This is a genomic window from Mesobacillus sp. MER 48 (assembly GCF_023714225.1).
In the GTDB taxonomy this organism is placed as follows: domain Bacteria; phylum Bacillota; class Bacilli; order Bacillales; family Cytobacillaceae; genus Mesobacillus; species Mesobacillus oceanisediminis_A.
In genome coordinates, this window is record NZ_JAMAUR010000005.1 from 283186 (window position 1) to 306792 (window position 23607).

The window sequence follows — 23607 nt, forward strand, 5'->3', positions numbered from 1 at the left end:
CTTTATGAAGCGATCAAAAAAATCAGTTGAATTATTCGAAATGGACGTGATGGATGCGAGAGGCTTGATTGAGCTGTCAGCATCTGTCGGCTGGGATTATGACGAGGCGGAAGTTGCAACACTATTATCCTCATCCTTTAAAATCTATGGCCACAAGAATAGCGAAGGCCAGGTCGTCTCCAGTGCGGCGATCATTCAATATGACCGTAGGCTCGCTTCAATTGGTATGGTGATTGTTCATAGCGATTATCGAGGGCTCGGTCTGGGAAAAGAAGTTATGCAAAAATGTATAGAAAGCGGGCGTGACCGCTCCATCCTGTTAATTGCTACTCCTGATGGCCAACCACTATACGAGAAATTGGGTTTTACAGTGGTTGACTCTGTCCATAAATACCTGTGCGACAAATATAAACCAACCAATCTGAAAAAAATAAGCGGGATTTCAATAGAAGCTTTTAAGGACGAGGAACTGGAAGATATACTTGAACTGGATGGAGCAGCTTTCGGGGAGAAAAGAAGTATCTTCCTTCGCAATAGGCTTCAACAGTCATATCAATGTATCGTCGTGAAGGATGAGAATTCAAGAATCATTGGTTTTGGTCTTTCTGTACTGGGCTCTGTTAATATGATTTTGGGCCCGGTCGTTGCGCCCGATCATAGAATTGCAGAATTAATCATCGACCGCCTTGCTTCCAAACATCAAGGGAAATTAAGGGTAGACGTACCTTCAGGCCAGGAAAAGCTGATGGCTTTTTTGGAACAAAGCGGATTTGTAAAAGTCAGCAACCCTCCAGTAATGGCAATCCATACGAAGGAAATGCCGTACAGAAACGATACACTATACACAATCGCATCACAGGCTTATGGGTGAAATGCGCCGCCGCAAACTTGCGGCGTTTTTTTTTATTCATGGCTTCATTTCCAAAAAAAGATAGTAAATCACCTTCCCGCGTTGTAAAATAAATTGAAAAATTGAATAGAGTAATAGATTCGGTTTTGTCATCCATTTTGAATTACAGGAGGAAACAAGGGAACTTAAAGAATGAATGATACTTTCGTATATAGATCAATCTGATTTTTGGAAAAATTCATAATTAAGAGGTTGATGAAAGTTGAGAATGGATGCTGTTGATGTAACTGTTAAAGAACCTACGATTTTTAATCACATCGGAAACAAAATCAAAACCGACGATCGTGAAATCAACATTATTGCCAGGATGGAAGAGCCGTTAATTGTCATTTTGGGAAATGTCCTAAGTGACGAAGAATGCGATGAGCTGATCAAGCTGTCAAAGGACAAGCTGAAGCGCTCAAAAGTCGGCAACACCCGTGAAGTAGATGAGCTGAGGACGAGCAGCAGCACATTTATCGATGAAACTGAAAATGACGTGGTGGCGCGTGTTGAAAAAAGAATATCGCAAATCATGGACATTCCCAATGAACACGGTGAAGGCCTGCAAATCCTGAACTATAAAATCGGCCAGGAGTACAAAGCACATTTTGACTTTTTCGCGTCAAATGTAAGCAACCCAAGGATCAGCACACTCGTCATGTATTTGAATGATGTCGAAGAGGGAGGAGAAACCTACTTCCCTAAACTCAACTTCGCTGTATCCCCGCAAAAAGGCATGGCCGTGTATTTTGAATATTTCTATGACAATCAAGACTTGAACGACTTGACCCTTCACGGCGGAGCCCCAGTTGTCATCGGCGACAAATGGGCAGCTACACAGTGGATGAGAAGGAAAAGCGTGAAATAGAGAATGGAGGAGCATGGTGAGTACATGCTTCTTTTTTATACTTTTTCCAGAAAAAACCTGTATAATTTAAGAACAACAGATAGGACAGGGGAGCATTAATATATGGAACTATGGAATATATACGACAAATACAGGCATATGACGGACAGGATTCACGAACGGGGGAAGGAGATGAAGCCGGGGGATCATCATCTGGTTGTCCATGTCTGGATCGTGAATGATGATGGCCAGTATTTGATTCAAAGGAGGCAGCCATGGAAAATGGGCTTTCCGAATATGTGGGACTGTTCGGCTGCTGGTTCTGCCATCATGGGTGATGATAGCGAGCAGGCTGCCATTCGCGAGGCAAAGGAAGAAATCGGAATCGACTTGGACATGGAAAGGGCTGAACGCTTATTCACCGTGAAATTTCCTGTTGGATTCGATGATATCTGGCTGGTCCGGCAAAATATCGCCATAGAGGAGCTGCAACTTCAGGAAGAGGAAGTGGCAGATGCAAAGTGGGCAAGTGAAGAGGAGATAAAGAAAATGGTTAAAAACGGTGAGTTTATCCCTTTTAACTATTTTGACCTGTTATTTGCAATGGTCAATTCAAACATCTCCCTGAAAAAAGCTGCCCTTGAGGATGCTGAGGAGCTTTTAGCCCTGCAGAAGGAAGTTTTCATGCCTCTTTATAAAAAATACCAGGACCATGAGACAAGTCCTGTCACGCAAACGATGGAGAGATTCAGAGAAAGATTCGAACAAGGGGATTACTACAAAATATTCTTTGAAGGCACTCTAGCCGGAAGCGTCCATGTCCATGAAAAGTCCCCTGGGTTAATGAGGCTTCGTATTATAAATATTTTGGGACAGTTCCATAACAGGGGCATTGCCCAGCAGGTCATGAAACGTCTCGAGCTGATGCACCCCGAGGCAGATGCATGGGAACTGGACACCATCCTTACTGAACAGCGGAATTGCTATTTATATGAAAAAATGGGGTACATGAGGACCGGTGAAAACAAAGAAATCAATAATGATATGACGATTATCCGGTACCGGAAAGAATCAAACCTGAATAAAATAAAAAGTTTATAAAAAAGACGGCTCTCCATGGATTGGAGTAAGCCGTCTTTTTTGAGATAAGAAAGTTAATTTTCACTTCGAGAAATGTCCAGCTTCAGCGCCTAGCCCCTCGAGTCGCTTCGGTCTGCCCAATGAAGTCAAAGAACGACTTCACCGGTCAGCCCTCCAGCGCATGTCGGGGCTGACCAAGGCACTTACGCTTTTCTTATTACTTAATTCCCTTCATGTATGCCTGAATCTTAGGAGACATGATGAACAGGATGATACCAAGAACGATGGATGCTCCACCGATTGTACCGAAGTAAGTCATTTCTGTTTCTGCAGAGTAGAATTTAACGATTTGTGCATTGATTGCCTGTGCTGCAGCACTTGCAAGGAACCAGAGGCTCATTGTTTGTGCAGAGAAAGCAGCCGGAGCCAGTTTGGTTGTTGCTGACAGACCAACTGGGGAAATCAACAATTCACCGAATACAACGATCAGGTAACTTAGCACAAGCCATAATGGGCTAACAAGTGCATCTGAACCTGTGAAATATCCAGGAATCAGGATGACAAGGAATGAAAGACCAGCAAAAATCAATGAGAAAGAGAATTTCTTTGGAATTGATGGCTGGCGATCACCAAGCTTCACCCAGAATCCAGCAAAAATCGGTGCGAAGATGATGATGAATAATGGGTTCAATGACTGGAACCATGCTGGAGAAATCGTCATTCCAGCGAATTCTAATTGTGTACGCTTGTCCGCATAGTTCGCAAGGATGGTTGACCCTTGCTCCTGGATTGCCCAGAACATAACAGCAGCCAAGAATAACGGAATGTAAGCAAGAACGCGTGAACGTTCAACTTCTGTTGTTTTAGGGCTGCGGTACATAACAATGAAGTAAGCAGTCGGAATTAAGATACCAAGAATCGTTACAAGGTTAATAAAGCTTTCGAATGTTAAAAGTCCAGCAGGAATTAAAATAGCACTTAAAATACCGATTGCAACGGTTGCGATAGCAAAAATTGAAAATGTTTTTTTCTTTTCAGATGGAGAAAGGGGATTTGGCACTGCTGTACCAGCAAGACCCAAATTCTTTTTCTTTGTTAAAAGGAATACAACTAGTCCAACGAACATACCGATTGCAGCAATGGCAAAGCCATAATGGAAGTTGTATGCGTCAGATACTGCGCCGACAATAAGTGGAGAAAGGAATGCACCTGCATTGATCCCCATGTAGAAGATTGTGAAACCAGCGTCACGGCGAGCGTCACTTTCACTGTACATTTCACCAACGACAGTTGAAACGTTTGGCTTCAATAAACCTGTACCGATTACGATCAGGACCATTGATAAGAAGAACATTGTTACGTTTCCAGGAATCGCAAGGGCGATGTGACCCAGCATAATCAATATTCCGCCGTAGAATACAGCTTTAGATGTACCGAACATACGGTCAGCAAGCCATCCGCCGATGATTCCTGACATATATACGAGTGAGCCGTAAATGGACATGATGGAAAGTGCTAATGTTTCATCCAGGCCCAAGCCGCCTTTTGATACTTCGTAATACATGTAGAATACAAGGATCGCTCTCATTCCGTAGTAAGAGAAACGTTCCCAGAACTCTGTGAAGAAAAGTGTGAAGAGACCTTTAGGATGTCCGAAGAATCCTGTTTGAGGCACACTATCCACAATTTTCTGCCTATTAAGGTTTGACATAATTACCCCTCCCTGTTTTTTCTATTTTAGAATACTTTTCGATGTGTGAATTGTCAAAAACAATATTAGGAAGTGATCCTTTAAAATGTTGATTTAAAAGGATTTATCCTCCTTTTCCTCTTAAAAGAAAGTTTATTAGAAATTATCTAATAAGTTAGAAAAACAACAATAATCAGGTAATTTAGTAAAAAAATACCATGCATGGCCAAAAAGTATATACCCTCTTGTGAGACTTTCCAAACAAAATATTTAATGAATATCTATTAGGTATCAGGGTATTCAAATAATAACCACATTTAATAAGGAGGAGAAAAATGAAAAATCATTACGGCAGATTTGGCCTGATGGTCCTGACATCGACGATCATCATGCTGATTCTGATGTACTTAAATGCATACAGTATTGATCATGTATTCTTTAGCGAAACAAGATTATATATGGCCTTGATCATGGGCGGGGTCATGGCCATTGTCATGCTCGCATTCATGAGCAAAATGTATACCAATAAGAAAATGAACCTTGGAATATACGCAGGCAGCGCGCTGGTGATTACAGTTTCGCTGTTCCTCGTGCGCAGCCAGTCCACCGTCGATGATGTATCATGGATGAAAGCTATGATTCCGCACCATTCCATCGCGATTCTGACAAGTGAACGTGCCAATATCGAAGATCCGCGAGTACGAAAACTGGCCGATGACATCATCAAAGCACAACGCAGAGAAATCGGTGAAATGAAGACACTGATTAAGGATCTTGAAGAGAAGGAAGACTAACAGGTATTTTAAAAGAGGCTGATCCAAATCGGATTAGTCTCTTTTTCTTATGCCTAGAAAGGAAAGCTTGCTAAAGATGGAGAATTATCGGGAGAACTGATATTTAGGAGTGTATGGAATGAAGACTAAATTAATTTTAGTAGAAGGGCTTCCGGGATCGGGGAAATCGACAACCGCGAAATTGATCCATGAACTCCTCACCGAGAATCAAGTACCGGCTGAGCTTTATATGGAAGGGAATCTCGATCATCCGGCAGATTATGAAGGGGTTGCATATTTTACAGAAGAAGAATTTGAACAACTACTTAAAAAGAGCGGCAGTCTCAGCAAGGTTTTTCAGGATCGGGTAACCGTAAAGAGGGGGCGCCATCTGCTGCCATATATGAAAATCAAAAATGAATTAGGCAGTGGTTTTCCAGACGAATTGTTAGCAGCTATTTCCAAAAAAGATGTATATGAACTTCCACTGGAGGAAAATATCGCAGTCATTTCGGAAAGCTGGGAAGAGTTTGCAAAACAAGCAGCTGCAGAAGAAAAAGTCTATGTTTTTGAATGCTGTTTTATTCAAAACCCTGTGACTGTGGGCCTGGTCAAGTATGGAGCTTCCGACGAAGCAACCATTCAGTATGTAAAAAAACTTGCCGAGGCAGTTGAATCTCTGAATCCATTGCTTGTCTACGTGAAGCAGGAAGACATAGAGAGATCCTTCCGCAAGGCAGTAACCGAACGACCTGATGACTGGTTTAATGGCTTTGTCCATTATTATACGTCCCAGGGATACGGGCTGGTTAACGGATTAAGTGAACTAGAAGGCATCATTGATGTCCTTAAAGCAAGACAGGAACTCGAGTACAGTATTCTTAAAAACTTGCAGCTGACGACTTATATCCTGAATAATACCCAATTTGATTTTGAGAAGCATCGGGTTAACTTGAAAGAAATACTGGAAGAATAAACAAGATTATAAGCTGGAGCCTGATTTGATTGTGGATCAGGCTTTTTTGGGCAGGGCGAAAAATGGAGGGGTATCTGTTTGATTTCTATGAACTCCTTCGATGAGAAAGTAGAGTCAAAATCAAGGGGAATCTTGTCGAAATAAAATTATTTTTCCTGGGTAAAAAGGACGAGGTGAAGGAGGTTTTACATCGAATACAATTAATTGGAAAAAGTAGAGAACTCTATTTTTTTCTATTAAATTATTGGGGGAAGATGAATGGCCAAAAAGGTAGTGTTTTTGCTGTTATCGCTGGTTTTTGTCATGTCAACAGCTCTTGGGAATGTCAGTGCTGCGCCAAAGAAAGAGGAGATGAAGACAACAGTCAAGGGTTCGATTAAGGAGAACGGGAAGTCTGTTAAAAACAGTCTGGTCATCCTGCAGGAAAAGGGGAAATCGGACCGCATGTTCACAGCGACTGATGCGTCCGGTGCATTCAAGGCAAAATTAGCTGATGGAACATACGCAGTTAAAGCGATAAAGAGCAAGAATGAGTGGTTTAGTACAAATGAAAGTTTTGCGGTAAAAGAAGGGAAAATTAAAGGTAATAAAGATGGTGAAATTCATCTTTCAGATAAACAGAAAAAGAAAAAAACATCATCTGAAGCCAGCAATTTTAGCGGTGTACTTAAAGAAGGCGACAAAGGATTGAAGGCTGATTTGATCCTGGCCAGATATGGTGAATATGATGAGGAAATTCATGTGATTTCTTCGAAGAACAACGGAAGCTTCTCTGCCTACCTGCCTGATGGCATGTACTATTTATATGGTGTGGAAGAAGCGGGTGGATTCTATCGCTATTCAAAGCAATTTACTATTGTTAATGGAGCGGTCCAACTCGAGGGGGAACCACAATCGAACCTGGAAATTACCCTTCCAGTCAAGGCTCATAGTGGAAAAGTCGGTGATTCAGCGAAGCCTTTAGCTGAAGCATCTATTACTCTGGAAAAAAAGGTTTTGGGTGAAGACTACGAAAGTGAATTCATCGAATATGTTGCTGCAAATAAAAAGGGAGAATTCTCTCTAAGAAAACTGGAAGATGGAATCTATTCGGTAAGTGTTGATCATGCAACCTATTCTGCCTGGAACCAGTTAACTTTTGAAGTAATGGATGGAGTTATTTACATTGAAGGAGAAGAAGTTTCTTCTCTCCAAATCACAGTACCTGACCTGAATGTTAAAGGGACAGTGACTGATGGAAAGAAGCCGATAACCAATGCCTATCTAATTATTGAAGGAAATGAATACGGATTTGGACCTCCTGTAGACTCAAAAGGAAATTTCCAATATCGCCTGGCTGATGGGCAATACACTATTTATACGGTCGATGAACCATACCGAACCACCATGGTAAACGTTGCTTTTGAAATAAAGGGCGGGAAAATGGTTCAGAATGGACAAGTTGTACCTTCGTTGAACATCGAATTGCCGCCGGTCACTTTTTCCGGAAAGTTAGTCGAGGATGGTGTTTCTCTGCAGGGTGAGGTTGCGGTAGAAACTCTTTCTCAGGACGGCAATTACGAATCCTATTATGCTACGACAAACGAGAATGGAATTTATTCCATGCGCTTGAAGGATGGCAGCTACCGGGTAACATATGGTTACTTATTCGAGGAAGGAGAAGGAGTTCCATTTGCTGCAGAATTTGAAATCAGAAACGGCAAATTATACATCGATGGCCAGGAACAATCTCTTCTTGAGCTGGAAATTCCTCCTGTCAGTCTCCATGGATTAGTGAAAGACGGAGAGAATCCGGTTGTCGATGGTGGTATAGTTGTAGCTTCTGAGGATTACAGTGTCTATGTTTGGAAAAATATCAATTCTGATGGAACATTCACGATGCGCTTGCCTGATGGAAGTTATCATATTAGAGAAGTTTATCTGGAAGGTACAAGCGTCCCTATGAATCTTGCATTTTCAATTCAGGACGGAAAACTTTATGTCGGCGGAGAACTGCAGGAGGTACTGGAGGTCAATCTTCCATCCGTCACTGTGACAGGAACCCTTTCCGAATCAGGAACTCCGCTGATGGGCGAAATATATGTCACGCAAATGAATGAAGCAGATATGCCTGTAGAAGCCTGGAGCATGACAAATGAAGAAGGAGTTTTCAAATTCCGTCTCCCTGACGGAGAGTATTCCGTCGGCAGTGTCTATTTATTTGATGGCACAACGTTTAATTCAGGTGCCGTTTTTACCGTAGAATCCGGAGAACTATATATAAATGGAGAAAAGAGGGATCAACTGGATATTCAAGTTCCTCCGATTTCCGTATCAGGTACACTCACTGATCAAGGGACACCTGTATCTGGAAGCATGACCGTTATAGAAATTAACAATGAGGAAAATCCATTCTATACTTGGATCTGGATTGACAGTGGAAAGTTCCAGCTGCGCATGCCGGATGGCGAATACAGAGTATTAGATATCGGCGTTGAAGATGGAACCTCTTTTAATGCCGGTCTGGAATTTAGCGTGGTTTCTGGGAAGCTATATATCAAGGGAGAACCGGCCCAAAGCCTGGATATTACTGTACCTGCAGTCAGTCTGAAGGGCACATTGTACAATGGCCAGGATCCGGTAACCGAGGGTCTTGTATCAATTACTACATTGGATGGAGATTGGGTAACAGATAGCTATGTCTATGACGGATCCTTTAATGGACGACTTCCAGATGGCGAATACAAAGTTTCACAGGTAGTCGACCATCAAATTGGCTGGTTTAACTTTGACCAACCATTTACGATACTTGAAGGGAAAATCTATGTTGATGGGAATGAAGTTGATTCTCTAAGCCTTAACCTTCATGATGGCTGGCAAGAGCCGTAAGATTATTTCGATGGGCCTATTCCCCAGGGAGTAGGTTCTTTTTTTGTTCAACTGGTGTTTGGTTGGCGGGAATAATCGTTATTCGGTTACAAATTGAAGCCTTGAAAATCCAGAAACAGGGAAAACAGGTCACCAAAGAAGCGTATTGAAGCCCTGAAAATCCAGAAACAGGGAAAACAGGTCACCAATGGAGCGTATTGAAGCCTTGAAAATCCAGAAACAGGGAAAACAGGTCACCAATAGACCGTATTGGCGCCCTGGAAATCCAGAAACAGGGAAAATAGGTCACCAATAGAGCGTATTGGAGCCCTGGAAATCCAGAAACAGGGAAAACGTGTCACCAATGGAGCGTATTAGAGCCGTGAAAATCCAAAAACAGAGAAAATAGGTCACCAATGTTGCGTATTGATAACCGAAAACACAAGATTAGGAGAAAACAGTTTACCCGCAGGTATAACGAAAGAGGGAATTTAATATTTTTCTAGAATGGTAGATATAAAAAATACACGGTGGTGATGGGGTTGGAGGGTTTCGATTATAAGGAGCATGATGGTCTTGGGCTGGCGGAGTTAGTCAGAAGAAAAGAAGTGCAGCCTATTGAACTGGTAGAAGAAGCAATCCGGTTAACGGATTCACTGAATCCGAAGATGAATGCGGTGATCAATAAGATGTACGGGCAGGCGCGAATCGCCGCGGGGCAGCAACTGACAGGTCCTTTTGCAGGAGTACCGATTTTTCTGAAGGATATCTCGCAGGAAATAGCAGGAGAACCAATCACAGCCGGTTCTATGGCATTTTTAAAATACCGGGCAAAGGAAGATTCAGAGTATGCTAGACGCCTGCGCCAGGCTGGGTTGGTTTTCCTTGGCCAGACAAATGTGCCTGAGTTCGCCCTGGTCGCGGTGACGGAACCCGCCCACTACGGACCGACCCGAAATCCGTGGAATCTCGATCACACTCCTGGCGGGTCGAGTGGAGGTTCAGCAGCAGCTGTTGCTTCGGGCATGGTTCCGATTGCTGGTGCCAATGATGGCGGGGGATCGATTCGGATTCCTGCAGCCTACTGCGGATTATTCGGATTGAAACCGACCCGCGGCCGCACACCGGTTGGCCCGAATTATGGACGGGCATGGCAGGGCGCTTCGGCGGAACATGTCCTTTCCCGTTCGGTCAGGGACAGCGCGGCCATGCTGGACGCCCTTCACGGACATGAAAAAGCCGGTGCATTTTCTGCCCAACCATTTGAAGGTAGCTATCTATCAACGGCAAGCACACCTCTCGGGAAAAAGCTGCGGATAGCTTTTTCGGTGAAATCGCCAATCGGGACGAAGGTTGACGCTGATTGCCGGGAGGGTGTCCTGAAAACGGTCCGGCTGCTCGAGTCGATGGGGCACCAGATTGAAGAGGTGGAAGCGCCGGTTGACGGCCATAAAATCGCAACAAGCTATTTGACCATGTACTTCGGCGAGACGGCTGCGCTTTTAACCTCATTGGAAGAAGTGCTTGGGCGAAAAGCGACTGCTTCTGATGTGGAGCCAACAACCTGGCTGCTCGGCTTGCTTGGCAAAGCCACTTCTGCAGAGGAATTTGTTTTAAGTTTAAGAGAATGGGACAAGGCGGCTCTAATGATGGAAACCTTCCATGAAACCTATGATTTTTACATCACACCGACAACTGCACACCCGCCGGCAAAAATAGGAGAACTGGAACCGTCACCGTCGGAAAAATTTCTGATCAGCACTGTTGGCAAACTGGGACTTGGAAGCATTTTGAAAAAGGCGGGAATAGTCGATCAAATTGCTCAAAAGAATCTGGCACGCACCCCATTCACTCAACTCGCCAACCTTACAGGGCAGCCAGCCATGTCACTGCCATTGCACCAAACAAAAGGGGGACTGCCAGTCGGAGTGCAGGTGATGGCAGCAAGGGGAAGAGAGGATTTGCTTTTCCAGCTGGCAGGAGAACTGGAGCAATCAGAAATTTGGCAGGATGTCAGGAAGAATCCATTATGGGGAAGTTAATCAAACGTTTGATTAAATAGGATTAAACTATTGGTGATACTGAAAAAAGAGGCAGCCACGTGGCTGTCTCTTTTAACATAAAACGATAATCCTGTATGGCGTCGTTTGCGCCGGGATACTGAAGGTGGAAGGACCATAAACCACGATCAGGTTCCTGTTTGCGGGGCTCTTTGTAAACCTCTGGCCATTTTCCAATAAAATCGCTGTCCCTGGTGATAGATTCAACTTCAGCATGCCATCGCTGCTGATCAGCTGGCTGTTGAAAAAATCGACTTTCACATTCTGCCCTTGGGTTTCTTTTACCATGACAAGCGCCCGGTATTGTGGCGGATAAATCATTGGAACCGGTGCATCTGCGTCAAAATAACCCGTCACCAGGTCACCGATGCCCACCATCGCCTGATCGACAAAGTAAGTCCTCGGATCGATCACAAAGTTCACTTGCCTCCCAGTTCCATCGATGACGGACATCAATCGAAAACATCCTGAGTTTTCGCCGGACTGCGTAATCGAAAAATCCTTGATCATATTTACTGTTCCGCTGAAAGGCTGGTACTTAACCAATCATCTCACCCCACTCATCATACTCATGCCAATAGTCTATTCGTTCAGCCCATACTCGTGCTTGTTACACGGCTGTATAAAAGGGTAAACAGCCATTAAAAAGGAATGGTAACATGCCTTTCAATTATGATCTCGATTTTGACAGCATTGATTTCCGTGAGCAGCCAGAACTGTACCGTGTGGGCAGGGGAGAGCAGGGCGTCTTGCTGGTTGAACCCTATAAAAGTGAAATCCTGCCGCACTGGCGATTCAAAACTCCGGACATCGCAACGGAATCATCAGAAAAAATCTATCAGATGTTCCTTGATTACAAAGCGAATAATGATTTTGTCGGCATGGATATGGCGAGGAAATTCCTGCAGATGGGCTATACACGTGCCCGACGGTATACAAACTATAAGGGCGGCAGGAAATATGATGAGGACGGCAAGGTGAAGGAGCGGCAGAACGATTCAGTGAAGGCCGAATCCGCCGCAATTTTCATGGGAAAATGGAAACAGGCCAGAACGGATCAAGAGTATCTAGAGATGAAAAAGGAACACCAGAGAAAATATGGATGAATGGCCTTATCTGAGGAGATTATTTTATCGTGTTAGAGACCGTTATAATAAGGATATGGCTAATCAAGAACTGATTGAAGACGACTTTGCACCATCTATCTGGGGTGCTATAGCAAGAGTTATTTTGGTGCTGGCGAAGTTTTTGACATGATTTTAATCGAGAAGCAACAACTCGCGTGATTTTTAAGTGAAAAGACGTCTGATTAATGCCTGCTGGTCTTGCTTTCCGCTATTTTCAGCATATGATCTTGCCTGTAAACAAAACTTATTGGCGAAAATATAAATATATTGGCGGAGTTCACCATTTATTTGGCGAAAATCTGATTTTATTGGCGGAGTTCACAACTTTATTGGCGATAATTGAATTTTATTGGCGAACTGGAAAAAAACACGACTTTTTTCCAATCAAAAAGGACCCTGATCCTAATCGTGGATCAGGGTTCAATAGTTTATTTTACCGGAGTGACTGCCTCGGTCAGGGCATCTTCCAATTGCAAAGTATAAGCTTTGGTTTGCTGCTCATTCCATTTAAACTGGTCGCGCATGTAGTGGATGACATTTCCCTTGTTTTGACGCACGGCATGAATATCGAACAAAATCGCGCCTGTTCGCCTGTTGAAGAAGTCGATTGGCGTTGCGGCTGCTTCATACTGGATTGCATAAACCAATTTCGCAAACAATTCCAACGGCAGGCCAAATTGATCTGCTTCTTTCTTGTGTTCTGAGGCAAGCTGGAACACAGCCGGAACGTTGGAACCATACTGGTAGGCCAAACGGCGAGCTTCTTCAGTTGTGAAGCCGGCCTTCATGCCACCATCAAGCTGTTTTTCAACAAAGGTGTCAAGATTAGCGGAACCGCCTACATCTCCACCTGATATCGGGAGATTCTTCGTCTGGCATCCAGGGAAGCTGCGACCGTCTTCTTTTGCGAATTTTTCAGCAAGCAGGTCGACAATTGTTTCGGCCATTTTACGATAGCCAGTCAATTTTCCGCCTGCAATCGTAATCAGTTTTGAATTGGATTCCCAGATTTCATCTTTCCTGGAGATTTCAGAAGGCGCTTTGCCTTCCTCATGAATCAAAGGCCTGATGCCTGCCCAGCTGGATTCCACATCTTTTTCCGTTACATTCACTTCCGGGAACATGTAGTGAATCGCTTTAAGCAGATAGCTTCTGTCTTCTTCCGTCATGCCCGGGTTAATTGGATCCTCATTGTAAAAAGTATCGGTCGTGCCGACATAGGTTTTGCCTTCGCGCGGAATCGCGAAGACCATCCGGCTGTCTGGTGTGTCAAAATAAATCGCCTGCTTGAGCGGGAAACGTGATTGATCGATGACGATATGAACTCCTTTTGACAGCTTCAGAGTTTTGCCTTTTTTCGAATCATCCATTTCACGGATGCCATCGACCCAAGGGCCCGTTGCATTGACAACCTTTTTAGCATGCACTTCGTATTCCTCGCCTGTTATAAGGTCCTCAACCAATACTCCAGCAACAATTCCATTTTTATATATAAGATTTTTAACCTTGGAATAGTTCAATGCTGTCGCGCCTTTCGAAACAGCCTGCTTCAAAACCTCGATGGTCAGGCGAGCGTCATCGGTGCGATATTCAACATAATAGCCGCCGCCTTTCAAACCGTCTCTTTTCACGAGCGGTTCCCTTGAAAGTGTTTCGGCTGCACTGAACATTTTCCGGCGCTCTGATTTTTTTACACCTGCCAAAAAGTCATACACCCTTAGTCCGATCGACGTACTGAAGCTGCCGAAAGTGCCTCCTTTATGGAAGGGAAGGAGCATCCATTCTGGTGTCGTGACGTGCGGGCCATTTTCATACACAATCGCTCGTTCCTTACCGACTTCGGCGACCATTTTCACTTCGAATTGCTTTAAATAACGGAGGCCGCCGTGGACCAGCTTTGTGGAACGGCTTGAGGTGCCTGCCGCAAAATCCTGCATTTCCAGCAGAGCGATATTCATTCCTCTTGTTGTGGCATCCAGCGCGATTCCGGCACCAGTAATTCCTCCGCCAATCACAATCACGTCAAATGCCTCATTTTTAAGTTTCGTCACTATATTTTTACGGTCGAGATTTGAGAATCTCATACGATACGCCTCCTTGAATATGAAAAAAGGAGAGACCACAAACAACATTACCAAAAGCCGTAATGTTATCGTGGTCTCTCCATTTCTCCTACCCGATTTATTAACTTGTAATCATTGTATCACAGATAACTGGGATTTTCATGTGTCGGATTCTTGAAAATGGGTGATTTCCCATAATTCCCTTTTGGAAGTAGTGATCGCAGCAGCTCCTGCACCCAATGCGTTTTTTACCTCCTCAGGAGTTCTGATCAATCCGCCGGCAAAAATCGGAATATTGACGCGTTCCTTAACCTCCTGGATCATCCAGGGCATGGCTCCGGGTAAAACCTCAATATAATCCGGGCGTGTCTTTTCAATAAGTTTATAACTTTTCTCAAGGGCATGGGAATCAATCAGAAATACCCTTTGCACAGCAAGCACGCCTTTTTGCTTTGCTTTTAAAATGACACTCGACTTCGTGGAAATCAGGCCATACGGTTTGTACTCCTGGCAAAGATATTCGGTGGAATAATCATCACTTTTCAGCCCCTGGATCATATCGACGTGATAGATCATTTTTTTGCCATATTGTTTTGCCATTGCATTAATATTTTTTAATTGAGCGATATGCACTTCAAGCATGACGCCAATTTCAAAAGGGCTTTCCAGGAACTGCTCAAACTCTTTCATATTTGAAGACGCTGGCAAGATTTTTTGATTCAAAGGAATCCCTTCCTTAACATAGATTATCCATTATCTTACCATGAGACCTTCGGGAGTTTCTATGCGTCAGTGAAATTGTATACACAAAATAGCATACTCAGATTTGTGTAATAGCAACAGTACTAGTACGATAGTTACAAATACACAATGATAAGAGGAAAAAACATGCAGATTAGCACGCAAAAGAAGAGTACACAGGTTTTTGAGGAAGACGCTGTCCTGGCTGCGATTGAAAGGTCTTTGGCGATGATCCAGTTCGATCCAAATGGAAAAGTTCTCTGGGCTAATGAAAATTTTGCGAAGACGATGGGCTATCGAGTGGACGAAATGCCAGGACTTTTACATAAACAGTTTTGCACACCTGAATTTGCGGGCAGCCGGGGATATGCAGAATTGTGGAGAAACCTCCGGAGCGGCAAAAGCTTTCAGGAAAAGATCCAGCGAGTAACGAAAAGCGGGAAGCTGTTGTGGCTGGAAGCGACCTATACGCCAGTGTACGATTCTGCAGGCAAGGTTGCCGGCGTGGTTAAGGTTGCCACAGACATAACGCAGCGTGAACTGAATGCAAACAGACTTGCAGAACAGCTCCAGCAAATGTCGGAAGATCTGAGCGGCCGGGCAGAAATGGGTATTACGAGAAGTGAAAAAGCAGCTATTGCAGCCTCAAGGCTTGTGGAGGAATCAAAGGAAAACCAGGAGATTCTCGAGTCACTGAAATCCCAGGCAAAGTCGATTGGCAGCATCGTCCAGACCATCCGCGAGATTGCCGCCCAAACCAATCTCCTTGCCCTGAACGCAGCCATCGAAGCGGCAAGAGCGGGCGAACATGGAAGAGGCTTTAATGTCGTAGCAGGAGAAGTCAGGAAGCTCGCGACCCGGGTCCAGGATTCGATCCAGGAAGTCAATAACCATATTGAAGGCATAACAGGTGAAATCACCAAGATCAACGAAGCCACCAAGCACTCACAAAATGGGATTACCAATAACCAGAAGCTTAATGAACAGGCTGTTGCTGCATTTAAAGAAATTGGCAGTGCCGCCCGTGAGTTGGATCAGCAGGCCAAAACATTTAAAGATATATTGTAATGACGTTGAGCACCGCAGCCTATCCGGTTGCGGTGTTTTTTGTTGGAGAAGGAATAAGCGGAGGTACTGCCCGGCATTTTAGCAAAAAAAATCAGTACTCTCAGCAACTTTTCTCCTATAATACTCGTCTCAATAGGAAAAGGGATGAGCATTATTTGTTGAAACGCTTAATTTGTGATATATTTTAAGAATTCAACCCTCTATTTTCTCCAACCAATTTCTTCACTATTCTTTTTATAATATGATTCCCATGGGAATTGATAAATACATTTGCACAAAGAAACAGGAGCTGAACTATGGAAAAGAAATTGAAAAAAGATCTCAAGATTTTCGCGTTGGGCGGTCTTGGTGAGATCGGAAAAAATACGTATGTAATCGAATACAAAAATGAAATGGTATTGGTGGATTGCGGAATCAAGTTCCCGGATAACGAATTGTTCGGAATTGATTATGTGCTCGCTGATTATACCTATTTGAAGCAAAACCAGGACAAGCTGGTGGGGATTTTCGTCACACATGGCCATGAAGACCATATTGGCGGCTTGCCATTCTTGCTGCAGGATGTAAAAGCACCGATTTATGGCGGTGATTTTGCAGTCGAGCTAATCAAGTCAAAACTTCAAGAACACAAAATCAAGGGAGTCAAGTTCCACCAGATTGACAATGATACGGTCGTCGAGTTCCAGAATATCAAGGTTCGCTTTTTCCGGACAACGCATAGTATCGCGGATTCATTCGGTGTCGTCGTGACAACTCCGGAGGGGAATATTGTCCACACGGGTGACTTCAAATTTGATTTAACTCCGGTTGGAAGGGGCACTGATTTCCAGAAGATAGCTGAAATCAGCAGTGAAGGAGTGCTGTGCCTGCTATCTGACAGTACCAACAGTGAACAGCCAGGCTTTTCTGTCTCTGAAAAACGTGTTGGCGAAGCAATCGAGGATATTTTCCAGACAGTGGACGGCCGTGTGATTTTCGCTACATTTGCATCGAATATTGACCGGGTGCAGCAAGTGGTGAAATCTTCCCTTCGATATAATCGCAAGATGGCGATTGTCGGGCGCAGTATGGAAAAAACATTCGAGATTGGCCGCAGGTTAGGCTATATCACGGCTCCGGACGAAGCATTCGTCAGTGTCAATGAAATCAACCAGATTCCAAGCCACGAGCTGACGATTATCTGTACGGGAAGCCAGGGTGAACCGATGGCGGCGCTTGCGAGAATCGCCAACGGCACGCACAGGCAAATCGCTGTCATACCTGGAGACACGATTGTCTTTTCATCATCACCGATTCCTGGCAACACGATCAGTGTAAACCGGGTAATTGATAAACTGCACCGTATCGGCGCGGATGTCATCCACCATAAAATCAGTGAGGTCCATACTTCTGGACATGGCAAGCAGGAAGAACAGAAGCTGATGATCAAGCTGCTGAATCCAAAGTTCTTCATTCCGATTCACGGTGAATACCGCATGCTGGATCAGCACGTGAGATTGGCAGAGCAGTGCGGCATCCCAAGGGAAAACAGCTTTATTTTAGATAATGGCGATGTTCTTGAGTTATCTGCTGACGGCGGACAGGTTGCAGGAAAAGTACCGGCACAGCCTGTATATGTTGATGGCAGCGGGATTGGCGATATCGGACACATCGTGTTAAAAGACAGAAGGGTGCTGTCTCAAGACGGACTGGTCATTGTCACGATGATGATCGACCGTGAGAAAAAGCAGCTTGTCAACAAACCGACCGTTGTCACAAGAGGATTCGTCTACGTCAGAGAATCAGGCGATCTAATGAAAAATGTCGAAGAACTGATTACCGATAAAATCGTAACAGAACTGGCAGGCGGCACAAGAGACTGGTCCAGCATCAAAAAGGCCGTCATCGACGTCGTAAACCCATTCCTGTACAGCAAAACAGGCAGAAGGCCAATGATCTTGCCGATAATCATGGAAGTATAATTCGAAAAACGATCCTTTATGGGTCGTTTTTTTTGTTTGTTAGGACAAAATGAGGTCAGGGATTCGTGATATTGTTTGAAGTGATCCCATGTTCGGACATAGCACGTCAATATCCACGAGAAATTGTCCGAAGTGATCCCAAGTTTGGACAAAACGCAGCCAGAAGCACGAGAAAATGTCCGAAGTGACCCCAGGTTCGGACAAAATGCGGCGACGAACTCGCAGAATTGTCCGAAGTCGCTCCAGGTTCGGACAAAACGAGTGCACTAACTCGAGAAAATGTCCGAAGTTACCCCAGGTTCAGACAAAACGCGGCGACGAACTCGAGAAATTGTCCGAAGTGACCCCATGTTCGGACAAAACGGGGCCGCGAACTCGAGGAATTGTCCGAAGTGACCCCCAGTCGGACAAAATGCGGCGACGAACTCGAGGAATTGTCCGAAGTCACCCCCAGTTCGGACAAAATGGGGTGACGAACTCGCAGAATTGTCCGAAGTCGCTCCAGGTTCGGACAAAACGAGTGCACTAACTCGAGAAAATGTCCGAAGTGACCCCAAGTTCGGACAAAATGGGGTGACGAACTCGCAGAATTGTCCGAAGTCGCTCCAGGTTCGGACAAAAACGAGTGCACTAACTCGAGGAATTGTCCGAAGTGACCCCCAGTCGGACAAAACGCGGCGACGAACTCGAGGAATTGTCCGAAGTCACCCCCAGTTCGGACAAAATGGGGTGACGAACTAGCAGAATTGTCCGAAGTCGCTCCAGGTTCGGACGAAACGAGTGCACTAACTCGAGAAATTGTCCGAAGTGACCCCAAATTCGGACAAAATGGGGTGACGAACTCGCAGAATTGTCCGAAGTCGCTCCAGGTTCGGACAAAAACGAGTGCACTAACTCGAGAAATTGTCCGAAGTGACCCCAAGTTCGGACAAAACGCAGCCACACACGCGAATAATTGTCTGAAGCCTCTCACCATGCTAATCAATAACCACAAAAAAGCCCCACCAGAAAAATCAGTGGGGCTGCCAGTTTTAGTTATTCTTCTTCCTGCTTGCCATAAAAGCGAAGCAAATCGCCGTAAATGATCTGGTCTGAGTAGCTCAATTCATCTTTGGCGGTCTCGATATATGGTTCACAGCTTGCCATGTCTGTAGGCTCTTCTGTCGCTTTATCGTAGCAAGTACCTTTTGTGTAAACGAGGTCTTCAGTGATGAAGCTTCCGTCTCTCAGGACTACGAAGTTATCCTGCTTTTTGGAGAACAAGTCTCCGCCGAACTCGATATCCTGCTTCGTATCAATACCGGCAAGGCTCAACAATGTTGGGCGAAGGTCAATCTGGCCACTAACAGTAGAGATTGTCTTGCCTTCCTGTCCCGGAATGTGGATGATCAACGGAACACGCTGCAATTGTGTTGAAACAAATGGCGTGATTTCTTTTCCAAGATATTGTGACATTGCCTTGTTGTGGTTTTCGGAAATACCATAGTGGTCACCGTAAATCACGATGATTGAATCTTCGTAAAGTCCTTCTGCCTTCAATTTCTCGATGAATTGTTTCAATGCTTCATCCGTGTAGCGGACGGTCGGGAAGTAACGGTTCAAGGTACCGCTGTTTGAATCATATTCATCGATGAACTTATCTTCTTCATCCAATTCGAATGGGAAGTGGTTTGTCAGCGTGATGAACTTTGCGAAGAACGGTTTCGGCATTTCTTTCAAGTGTTCAACCGACTGGTCAAAGAAATCCATGTCCTTCATGCCCCAGCCTACTGAATTTTCGTCATTCACTTCATAATCTGGCAATGAGTAAAAACGGTCATAGCCGAAGTTGTTGTACATGACATCGCGGTTCCAGAAGCTCTTGTTGTTCGCGTGCAGCTTCGCTGTGTAATACGAATTCTCTTTCAGCTTTTCAGCGAGTGAGTTATATTCGTTCCCGGAGTGGGTGAAAAATACTGCACCACGGCCGAGCGGATATAACGAGTTTTCCAACAAGAACTCTGAATCGGATGTTTTACCCTGAGCTGTCTGATGGTAAAAGTTATCAAAGTAATAGCTGTCCTTGATGAAATCATTCAGGAATGGCGTGATTTCCTGGCCATTCACCTTCTGGCCGATGACAAAGTTCTGGGTAGATTCCATTGAGATCACAATAATATTCTTGCCTTTAGCGGCTCCAAATAATTCCTTGGATGGTTCTGAGTATTGAGCTCTAGTATAGTTCTCGATTTCGGTGAGCTGGTTGCCATCTGCCAGAGCTCTTTGTGCTGTCGTCTTTGTTTGTAAATAGGCATCATAAATATGGTGATTGTAAGTCCCGATATTTTTCACAAGGATTTCCCTGTCAAAAGTACGAGTCAATAATTCAGGACGCTCTGATTCAGAAAGGCCAAGATTGAAAAATGCCAGGCCGATCGCACTGAAGTAAAAAGCAGCAGCGTAGATGTTTTTATATTTTTTATACGTAATCTTTGGCGTTTTTACAAAGGCCAGTGCCAGAATCAGCAGCGCATCCGCAAAATAAACGATGTCGCCCCATCCAATCAACTCTCCGACACTGCTCTTCAAATCACCCATATTGCTTGTCTGAGTCAGGAGCGGTATCGTGATGAAATCGCTGAATTCGCGATAATAAACCACATTGGCATACAAAACGAAGGAAGTGATAAAGCTTGTCGCAATGACAAAGATCTTCTGTTTCGTTCCTGCCATGAATATCCCAAGCCCCAGTACGAACATCAGGAAGCTTAATGGATTAATGAACAGAATGAATTCCTGCATTTTATTTTCAATATCTATATCAAAATTAAATTTATAAACAGCGTAGGTTTTAAGCCATAATAAAACAATGGCAATCAAGACAAAACTTATGGACAATTTGTTCTTATTTGTCCCCATGCAATCCCTCCTAGGAATCTATTGAAGCTTACATTTTACCATAAACATAAGTAGATTTGTAGCTGTACCAAAGTCGCATTCTTTTCCGATAGTTATTGTACTGCGGAGTTGGCGCTGCCGTTCCTGGCAAAATGTGTTAGTTTGATTAAGTAAACTTTTTTGCCCGCATATTATATACGTGCATAAAGGTAAAAAGGTTTCTATAGACTCACTCGCTTTCTGATTGTTAAAATGTTCTAGCAGTTGATTGGAGGCTGGTCCATTGAATGAACAACGGTATTCAAATTTAAAACAAGGCGAACGTGGTGCGATCATAAGTATCGCTGCATACATATTGCTGTCCGCTTTAAAATTATTTGTTGGCTATATCAGCGGTTCAGAGGCATTGAAGGCGGATGGATTGAATAATACGACTGATATTTTGGCCTCGGTATCTGTCCTGATCGGACTCAGGCTGTCGCAAAAGCCGGCAGATGCGGATCATCTGTACGGCCACTGGAAGTCAGAAATGGTCGCTTCGATGGTTGCGTCCTTTATCATGATCCTTGTCGGCGTCGAGGTTTTGATCAGTGCATTCACCTCGGTTTTTGAAGGAACCAGGGAAGCGCCTGATCTGATTGCCGCCTGGACAGGTTTGTTCTCTGCATTAGTGATGTATACCGTCTATCGCTATAATCGAAACCTCGCGCGCAAAATAAAAAGCCACTCGGTCATGGCCGCGGCTAAAGATAACCTGTCCGATTCGTGGGTAAGTATCGGAACAGCAGTCGGCATCATCGGGTCCCAGTTCGGCTTGCCCTGGCTTGACCCTGTCACCGCCGTCATCGTTGGCGGGTTGATCCTGAAAACAGGCTGGGACATTTTCCGCGAAGCATCACACCAGCTGACAGACGGCTTTGATGTAGACCTAATTAAAGAATATAAACAAACCATCTGCAATATTCCTGGCGTAAAAGGAATTAATGATCTAAAGGCACGAAACTACGGCAATAACATCGTCGTCGACTGTGTGATTACAGTGAATCCGTCACTTGATATCAGCACCGCACATGATATTTCCACAAGGGTCGAACAGAAGCTGATGGAAGAATTCGATATTTATGACGTCCATGTTCATGTGGAGCCGGATTGATCAAGAATAAAGTTATGAACGACTATAGACTTGTTCATGCTATACTTAGCGGGACTATTAGATTTCGAAAGGTAAAGGTAAAAATTGATGAAGTTTGTAAAATCTCAAATGAAACAATTGATTAAGGATAATCCAGAACTTCAAACGCGCTTATCCAGTTTGATAAAAGAACATGATTTAGAGAAAAGCTTTGCCCTTAAGGCTTTGTATCATTCTGAAGTAGCTGAAGGCGGAAAGTATCAGCACGCATACCAAGCACTTGACTTGCCCAAGGGGTAAGTCATTTTTATTTCGATTTCCAGAAGGCGGGTTATATGATGTGGAATGATAAAAGCTGTTTTGTGCAGCGGAAGGATTTGAAATTGATTGGAATTCACTAACTTTGAACCTAAGTTTTTTATATATAATTATGCTTCTACAGGTGAAGAAAAAGAGTTGTGCGCACTGGAAATGCGCTCTTTTTTTGGAGAGGATACTGAATCCAGCATCCTGGAGAGCACTTTGAAAATTGATCCAAGCCGAAGTCCGTTCATGAGGGGACGTATGGATGTCATCCTTGAAGGTGAGAAATTGGAGGACCTTATTGAGCAAGTGAAGAAGATAGAATTGAATGCCGCTACTTTTAAAGTGATGTATGTAAAAGTGTCTGGACCTGAAAAGGTGGATTTTGAAGAGAGGCGCCGAATCGAACGCAAAGTGGGACTGCAAATTCCCGGTGAGCCTGAGCTCGTGAATCCAGATGTGCTGTTTGGGATCATGAATGTAAACGAGCGTTGGGTTTTTGGTGAATACCACAGCAGTGAAGCGGTCTGGTTGAACCATCAGCAAAAACCGCATAGCTACTCAACTTCATTAAGCACCCGTGTCGCAAGAGCCGTCGCCAATATCGCGGTTCCTGATCCAGCTGGAGTTAATGCGATCGACCCATGCTGCGGAATTGGAACGGTAGTGGTGGAAGCATTGTCGATGGGGATCGACATTGTGGCCAGTGATATAAATCCGCTCATACTGCCTGGAACAAGGGAGAATATCGCGCATTTTGGCTATGAAACGGAAGTGACATTTCAGGACATCCGCAATGTCACTGGGAACTATGACGTAGCGATTATTGATATGCCGTACAATCTGTGCTCAGTAATCACACCTGAAGAGCAGCTCGAGATGCTCCAAAGCACATACGAATTCGCTGATAAAGTAGTCATCGTCACGATTGAACCAATCGATCCGATCATCGGAAATGCCGGCTTTGAAATTGCTGACCGCTGTGTCGTGAGAAAAGGGACCTTCGAACGCGAGATCATTGTATGTAAAAAATAATAAAAATTAAGAGGCTGACTCAAAAGGTTGAATAAATTCGACCTGAGAGTCGCCTCTTTTACTTTATATCCAGTTTATAGGATTGGATTTGATGGATTTATAAGACAAAGAGGGATATTCATTCCCTTAATTACC

The 23607-nt window shown here is 44.2% G+C and carries 18 protein-coding genes; 13 read left to right on the top strand and 5 right to left on the bottom strand.

Going from position 1 to position 23607, the window contains the following annotated elements:
- Positions 1 to 4: 4 nt before the first annotated feature.
- The 3 genes from M3593_RS18055 to M3593_RS18065 all read left to right on the top strand — a co-directional run bounded on the left by M3593_RS18055 (position 5) and on the right by M3593_RS18065 (position 2840).
- On the top strand, positions 5 to 871 hold the full coding sequence (locus M3593_RS18055) for a GNAT family N-acetyltransferase (protein ID WP_251543317.1): 867 nt from the start codon (positions 5 to 7) through the stop codon (positions 869 to 871).
- A 247-nt stretch (positions 872 to 1118) separates the two neighbouring features.
- Positions 1119 to 1760, top strand: a complete 642-nt coding sequence (locus M3593_RS18060) for a 2OG-Fe(II) oxygenase (RefSeq protein WP_251543718.1) — start codon at positions 1119 to 1121, stop codon at positions 1758 to 1760.
- A 102-nt stretch (positions 1761 to 1862) separates the two neighbouring features.
- Positions 1863 to 2840 carry a bifunctional NUDIX hydrolase family protein/GNAT family N-acetyltransferase gene (locus M3593_RS18065; protein WP_251543315.1) on the top strand — a complete coding sequence of 326 codons (978 nt, stop codon included), beginning with the start codon at positions 1863 to 1865 and terminating at the stop codon, positions 2838 to 2840.
- Between the two features lie 196 nt (positions 2841 to 3036).
- Here M3593_RS18065 and M3593_RS18070 read toward each other — a convergent pair whose 3' ends face one another.
- Positions 3037 to 4530 carry a peptide MFS transporter gene (locus M3593_RS18070; RefSeq protein ID WP_251543313.1) on the bottom strand — a complete coding sequence of 498 codons (1494 nt, stop codon included), beginning with the start codon at positions 4528 to 4530 and terminating at the stop codon, positions 3037 to 3039.
- A 314-nt stretch (positions 4531 to 4844) separates the two neighbouring features.
- On the opposite strand from M3593_RS18070, the gene M3593_RS18075 reads away from it, so the two are divergent.
- The 4 genes from M3593_RS18075 (at position 4845) to M3593_RS18090 (ending at position 11147) form a co-directional block, all read left to right on the top strand.
- The gene (locus tag M3593_RS18075) at positions 4845 to 5303 is read left to right on the top strand and encodes a DUF305 domain-containing protein (protein ID WP_251543311.1); all 459 of its coding nucleotides are present in this window, start codon (positions 4845 to 4847) and stop codon (positions 5301 to 5303) included.
- A 118-nt stretch (positions 5304 to 5421) separates the two neighbouring features.
- Entirely contained in the window at positions 5422 to 6258 is an 837-nt protein-coding gene (locus tag M3593_RS18080) for a P-loop NTPase family protein (protein ID WP_251543309.1), read from the top strand.
- 258 nt (positions 6259 to 6516) lie between these two features.
- Complete coding sequence (locus M3593_RS18085) at positions 6517 to 9126, top strand: carboxypeptidase-like regulatory domain-containing protein (protein WP_251543308.1); 2610 nt, start codon at positions 6517 to 6519, stop codon at positions 9124 to 9126.
- 515 nt (positions 9127 to 9641) lie between these two features.
- Positions 9642 to 11147, top strand: coding sequence for an amidase (locus M3593_RS18090; RefSeq protein ID WP_353056128.1), 1506 nt, complete (start codon positions 9642 to 9644; stop codon positions 11145 to 11147).
- A 72-nt stretch (positions 11148 to 11219) separates the two neighbouring features.
- Here M3593_RS18090 and M3593_RS18095 read toward each other — a convergent pair whose 3' ends face one another.
- Positions 11220 to 11711 (bottom strand): hypothetical protein, encoded by a 492-nt coding sequence (locus M3593_RS18095; protein WP_251543305.1) that lies wholly within the window; start codon positions 11709 to 11711, stop codon positions 11220 to 11222.
- Between the two features lie 113 nt (positions 11712 to 11824).
- Here M3593_RS18095 and M3593_RS18100 point away from each other — a divergent pair, with 113 nt between their 5' ends.
- The gene (locus M3593_RS18100) at positions 11825 to 12271 is read left to right on the top strand and encodes a DUF4385 domain-containing protein (RefSeq protein WP_251543304.1); all 447 of its coding nucleotides are present in this window, start codon (positions 11825 to 11827) and stop codon (positions 12269 to 12271) included.
- A 449-nt stretch (positions 12272 to 12720) separates the two neighbouring features.
- On the opposite strand, the gene M3593_RS18105 is transcribed toward M3593_RS18100, so the two are convergent.
- Both M3593_RS18105 and M3593_RS18110 read right to left on the bottom strand, forming a co-directional pair.
- Positions 12721 to 14376, bottom strand: a complete 1656-nt coding sequence (locus M3593_RS18105; RefSeq protein WP_251543303.1) for a glycerol-3-phosphate dehydrogenase/oxidase — start codon at positions 14374 to 14376, stop codon at positions 12721 to 12723.
- Positions 14377 to 14514: 138 nt separating this feature from the next.
- Positions 14515 to 15084, bottom strand: a complete 570-nt coding sequence (locus M3593_RS18110; RefSeq protein ID WP_251543716.1) for a glycerol-3-phosphate responsive antiterminator — start codon at positions 15082 to 15084, stop codon at positions 14515 to 14517.
- Between the two features lie 159 nt (positions 15085 to 15243).
- Between M3593_RS18110 and M3593_RS18115 the strand changes: the two genes are divergently transcribed.
- Together M3593_RS18115 and rnjA are read left to right on the top strand one after the other, a co-directional pair.
- Entirely contained in the window at positions 15244 to 16164 is a 921-nt protein-coding gene (locus M3593_RS18115; RefSeq protein ID WP_251543302.1) for a methyl-accepting chemotaxis protein, read from the top strand.
- Between the two features lie 296 nt (positions 16165 to 16460).
- A complete protein-coding gene (gene rnjA / locus M3593_RS18120; RefSeq protein ID WP_144475306.1) occupies positions 16461 to 18125 on the top strand; it encodes a ribonuclease J1 in 1665 nt (554 codons plus the stop codon).
- A 1035-nt stretch (positions 18126 to 19160) separates the two neighbouring features.
- Here rnjA and M3593_RS18125 read toward each other — a convergent pair.
- A complete protein-coding gene (locus M3593_RS18125) occupies positions 19161 to 21023 on the bottom strand; it encodes an LTA synthase family protein (RefSeq protein ID WP_144475305.1) in 1863 nt (620 codons plus the stop codon).
- Positions 21024 to 21285: 262 nt separating this feature from the next.
- Between M3593_RS18125 and M3593_RS18130 the strand changes: the two genes are divergently transcribed.
- The 3 genes from M3593_RS18130 to M3593_RS18140 all read left to right on the top strand — a co-directional run bounded on the left by M3593_RS18130 (position 21286) and on the right by M3593_RS18140 (position 23472).
- Entirely contained in the window at positions 21286 to 22155 is an 870-nt protein-coding gene (locus tag M3593_RS18130; RefSeq protein ID WP_251543301.1) for a cation diffusion facilitator family transporter, read from the top strand.
- Between the two features lie 87 nt (positions 22156 to 22242).
- The gene (locus M3593_RS18135; RefSeq protein WP_144475303.1) at positions 22243 to 22434 is read left to right on the top strand and encodes a hypothetical protein; all 192 of its coding nucleotides are present in this window, start codon (positions 22243 to 22245) and stop codon (positions 22432 to 22434) included.
- Between the two features lie 171 nt (positions 22435 to 22605).
- The gene (locus M3593_RS18140; RefSeq protein ID WP_251543714.1) at positions 22606 to 23472 is read left to right on the top strand and encodes a TRM11 family SAM-dependent methyltransferase; all 867 of its coding nucleotides are present in this window, start codon (positions 22606 to 22608) and stop codon (positions 23470 to 23472) included.
- Positions 23473 to 23607 lie beyond the last annotated feature (135 nt).

Excerpts from the sequence above, each read along its gene's own strand:
- M3593_RS18055 (WP_251543317.1), top strand. The coding sequence starts at position 5 with ATGAAGCGATCAAAAAAATCAGTTGAATTATTCGAAATGGACGTGATG.
- M3593_RS18060 (WP_251543718.1), top strand. The coding sequence starts at position 1,119 with ATGGATGCTGTTGATGTAACTGTTAAAGAACCTACGATTTTTAATCAC.
- M3593_RS18065 (WP_251543315.1), top strand. The coding sequence starts at position 1,863 with ATGGAACTATGGAATATATACGACAAATACAGGCATATGACGGACAGG.
- M3593_RS18070 (WP_251543313.1), bottom strand. The coding sequence starts at position 4,530 with ATGTCAAACCTTAATAGGCAGAAAATTGTGGATAGTGTGCCTCAAACA.
- M3593_RS18075 (WP_251543311.1), top strand. The coding sequence starts at position 4,845 with ATGAAAAATCATTACGGCAGATTTGGCCTGATGGTCCTGACATCGACG.
- M3593_RS18080 (WP_251543309.1), top strand. The coding sequence starts at position 5,422 with ATGAAGACTAAATTAATTTTAGTAGAAGGGCTTCCGGGATCGGGGAAA.
- M3593_RS18085 (WP_251543308.1), top strand. The coding sequence starts at position 6,517 with ATGGCCAAAAAGGTAGTGTTTTTGCTGTTATCGCTGGTTTTTGTCATG.
- M3593_RS18090 (WP_353056128.1), top strand. The coding sequence starts at position 9,642 with ATGGGGTTGGAGGGTTTCGATTATAAGGAGCATGATGGTCTTGGGCTG.
- M3593_RS18100 (WP_251543304.1), top strand. The coding sequence starts at position 11,825 with ATGCCTTTCAATTATGATCTCGATTTTGACAGCATTGATTTCCGTGAG.
- M3593_RS18105 (WP_251543303.1), bottom strand. The coding sequence starts at position 14,376 with ATGAGATTCTCAAATCTCGACCGTAAAAATATAGTGACGAAACTTAAA.
- M3593_RS18115 (WP_251543302.1), top strand. The coding sequence starts at position 15,244 with ATGCAGATTAGCACGCAAAAGAAGAGTACACAGGTTTTTGAGGAAGAC.
- rnjA (WP_144475306.1), top strand. The coding sequence starts at position 16,461 with ATGGAAAAGAAATTGAAAAAAGATCTCAAGATTTTCGCGTTGGGCGGT.
- M3593_RS18125 (WP_144475305.1), bottom strand. The coding sequence starts at position 21,023 with ATGGGGACAAATAAGAACAAATTGTCCATAAGTTTTGTCTTGATTGCC.
- M3593_RS18135 (WP_144475303.1), top strand. The coding sequence starts at position 22,243 with ATGAAGTTTGTAAAATCTCAAATGAAACAATTGATTAAGGATAATCCA.
- M3593_RS18140 (WP_251543714.1), top strand. The coding sequence starts at position 22,606 with ATGCGCTCTTTTTTTGGAGAGGATACTGAATCCAGCATCCTGGAGAGC.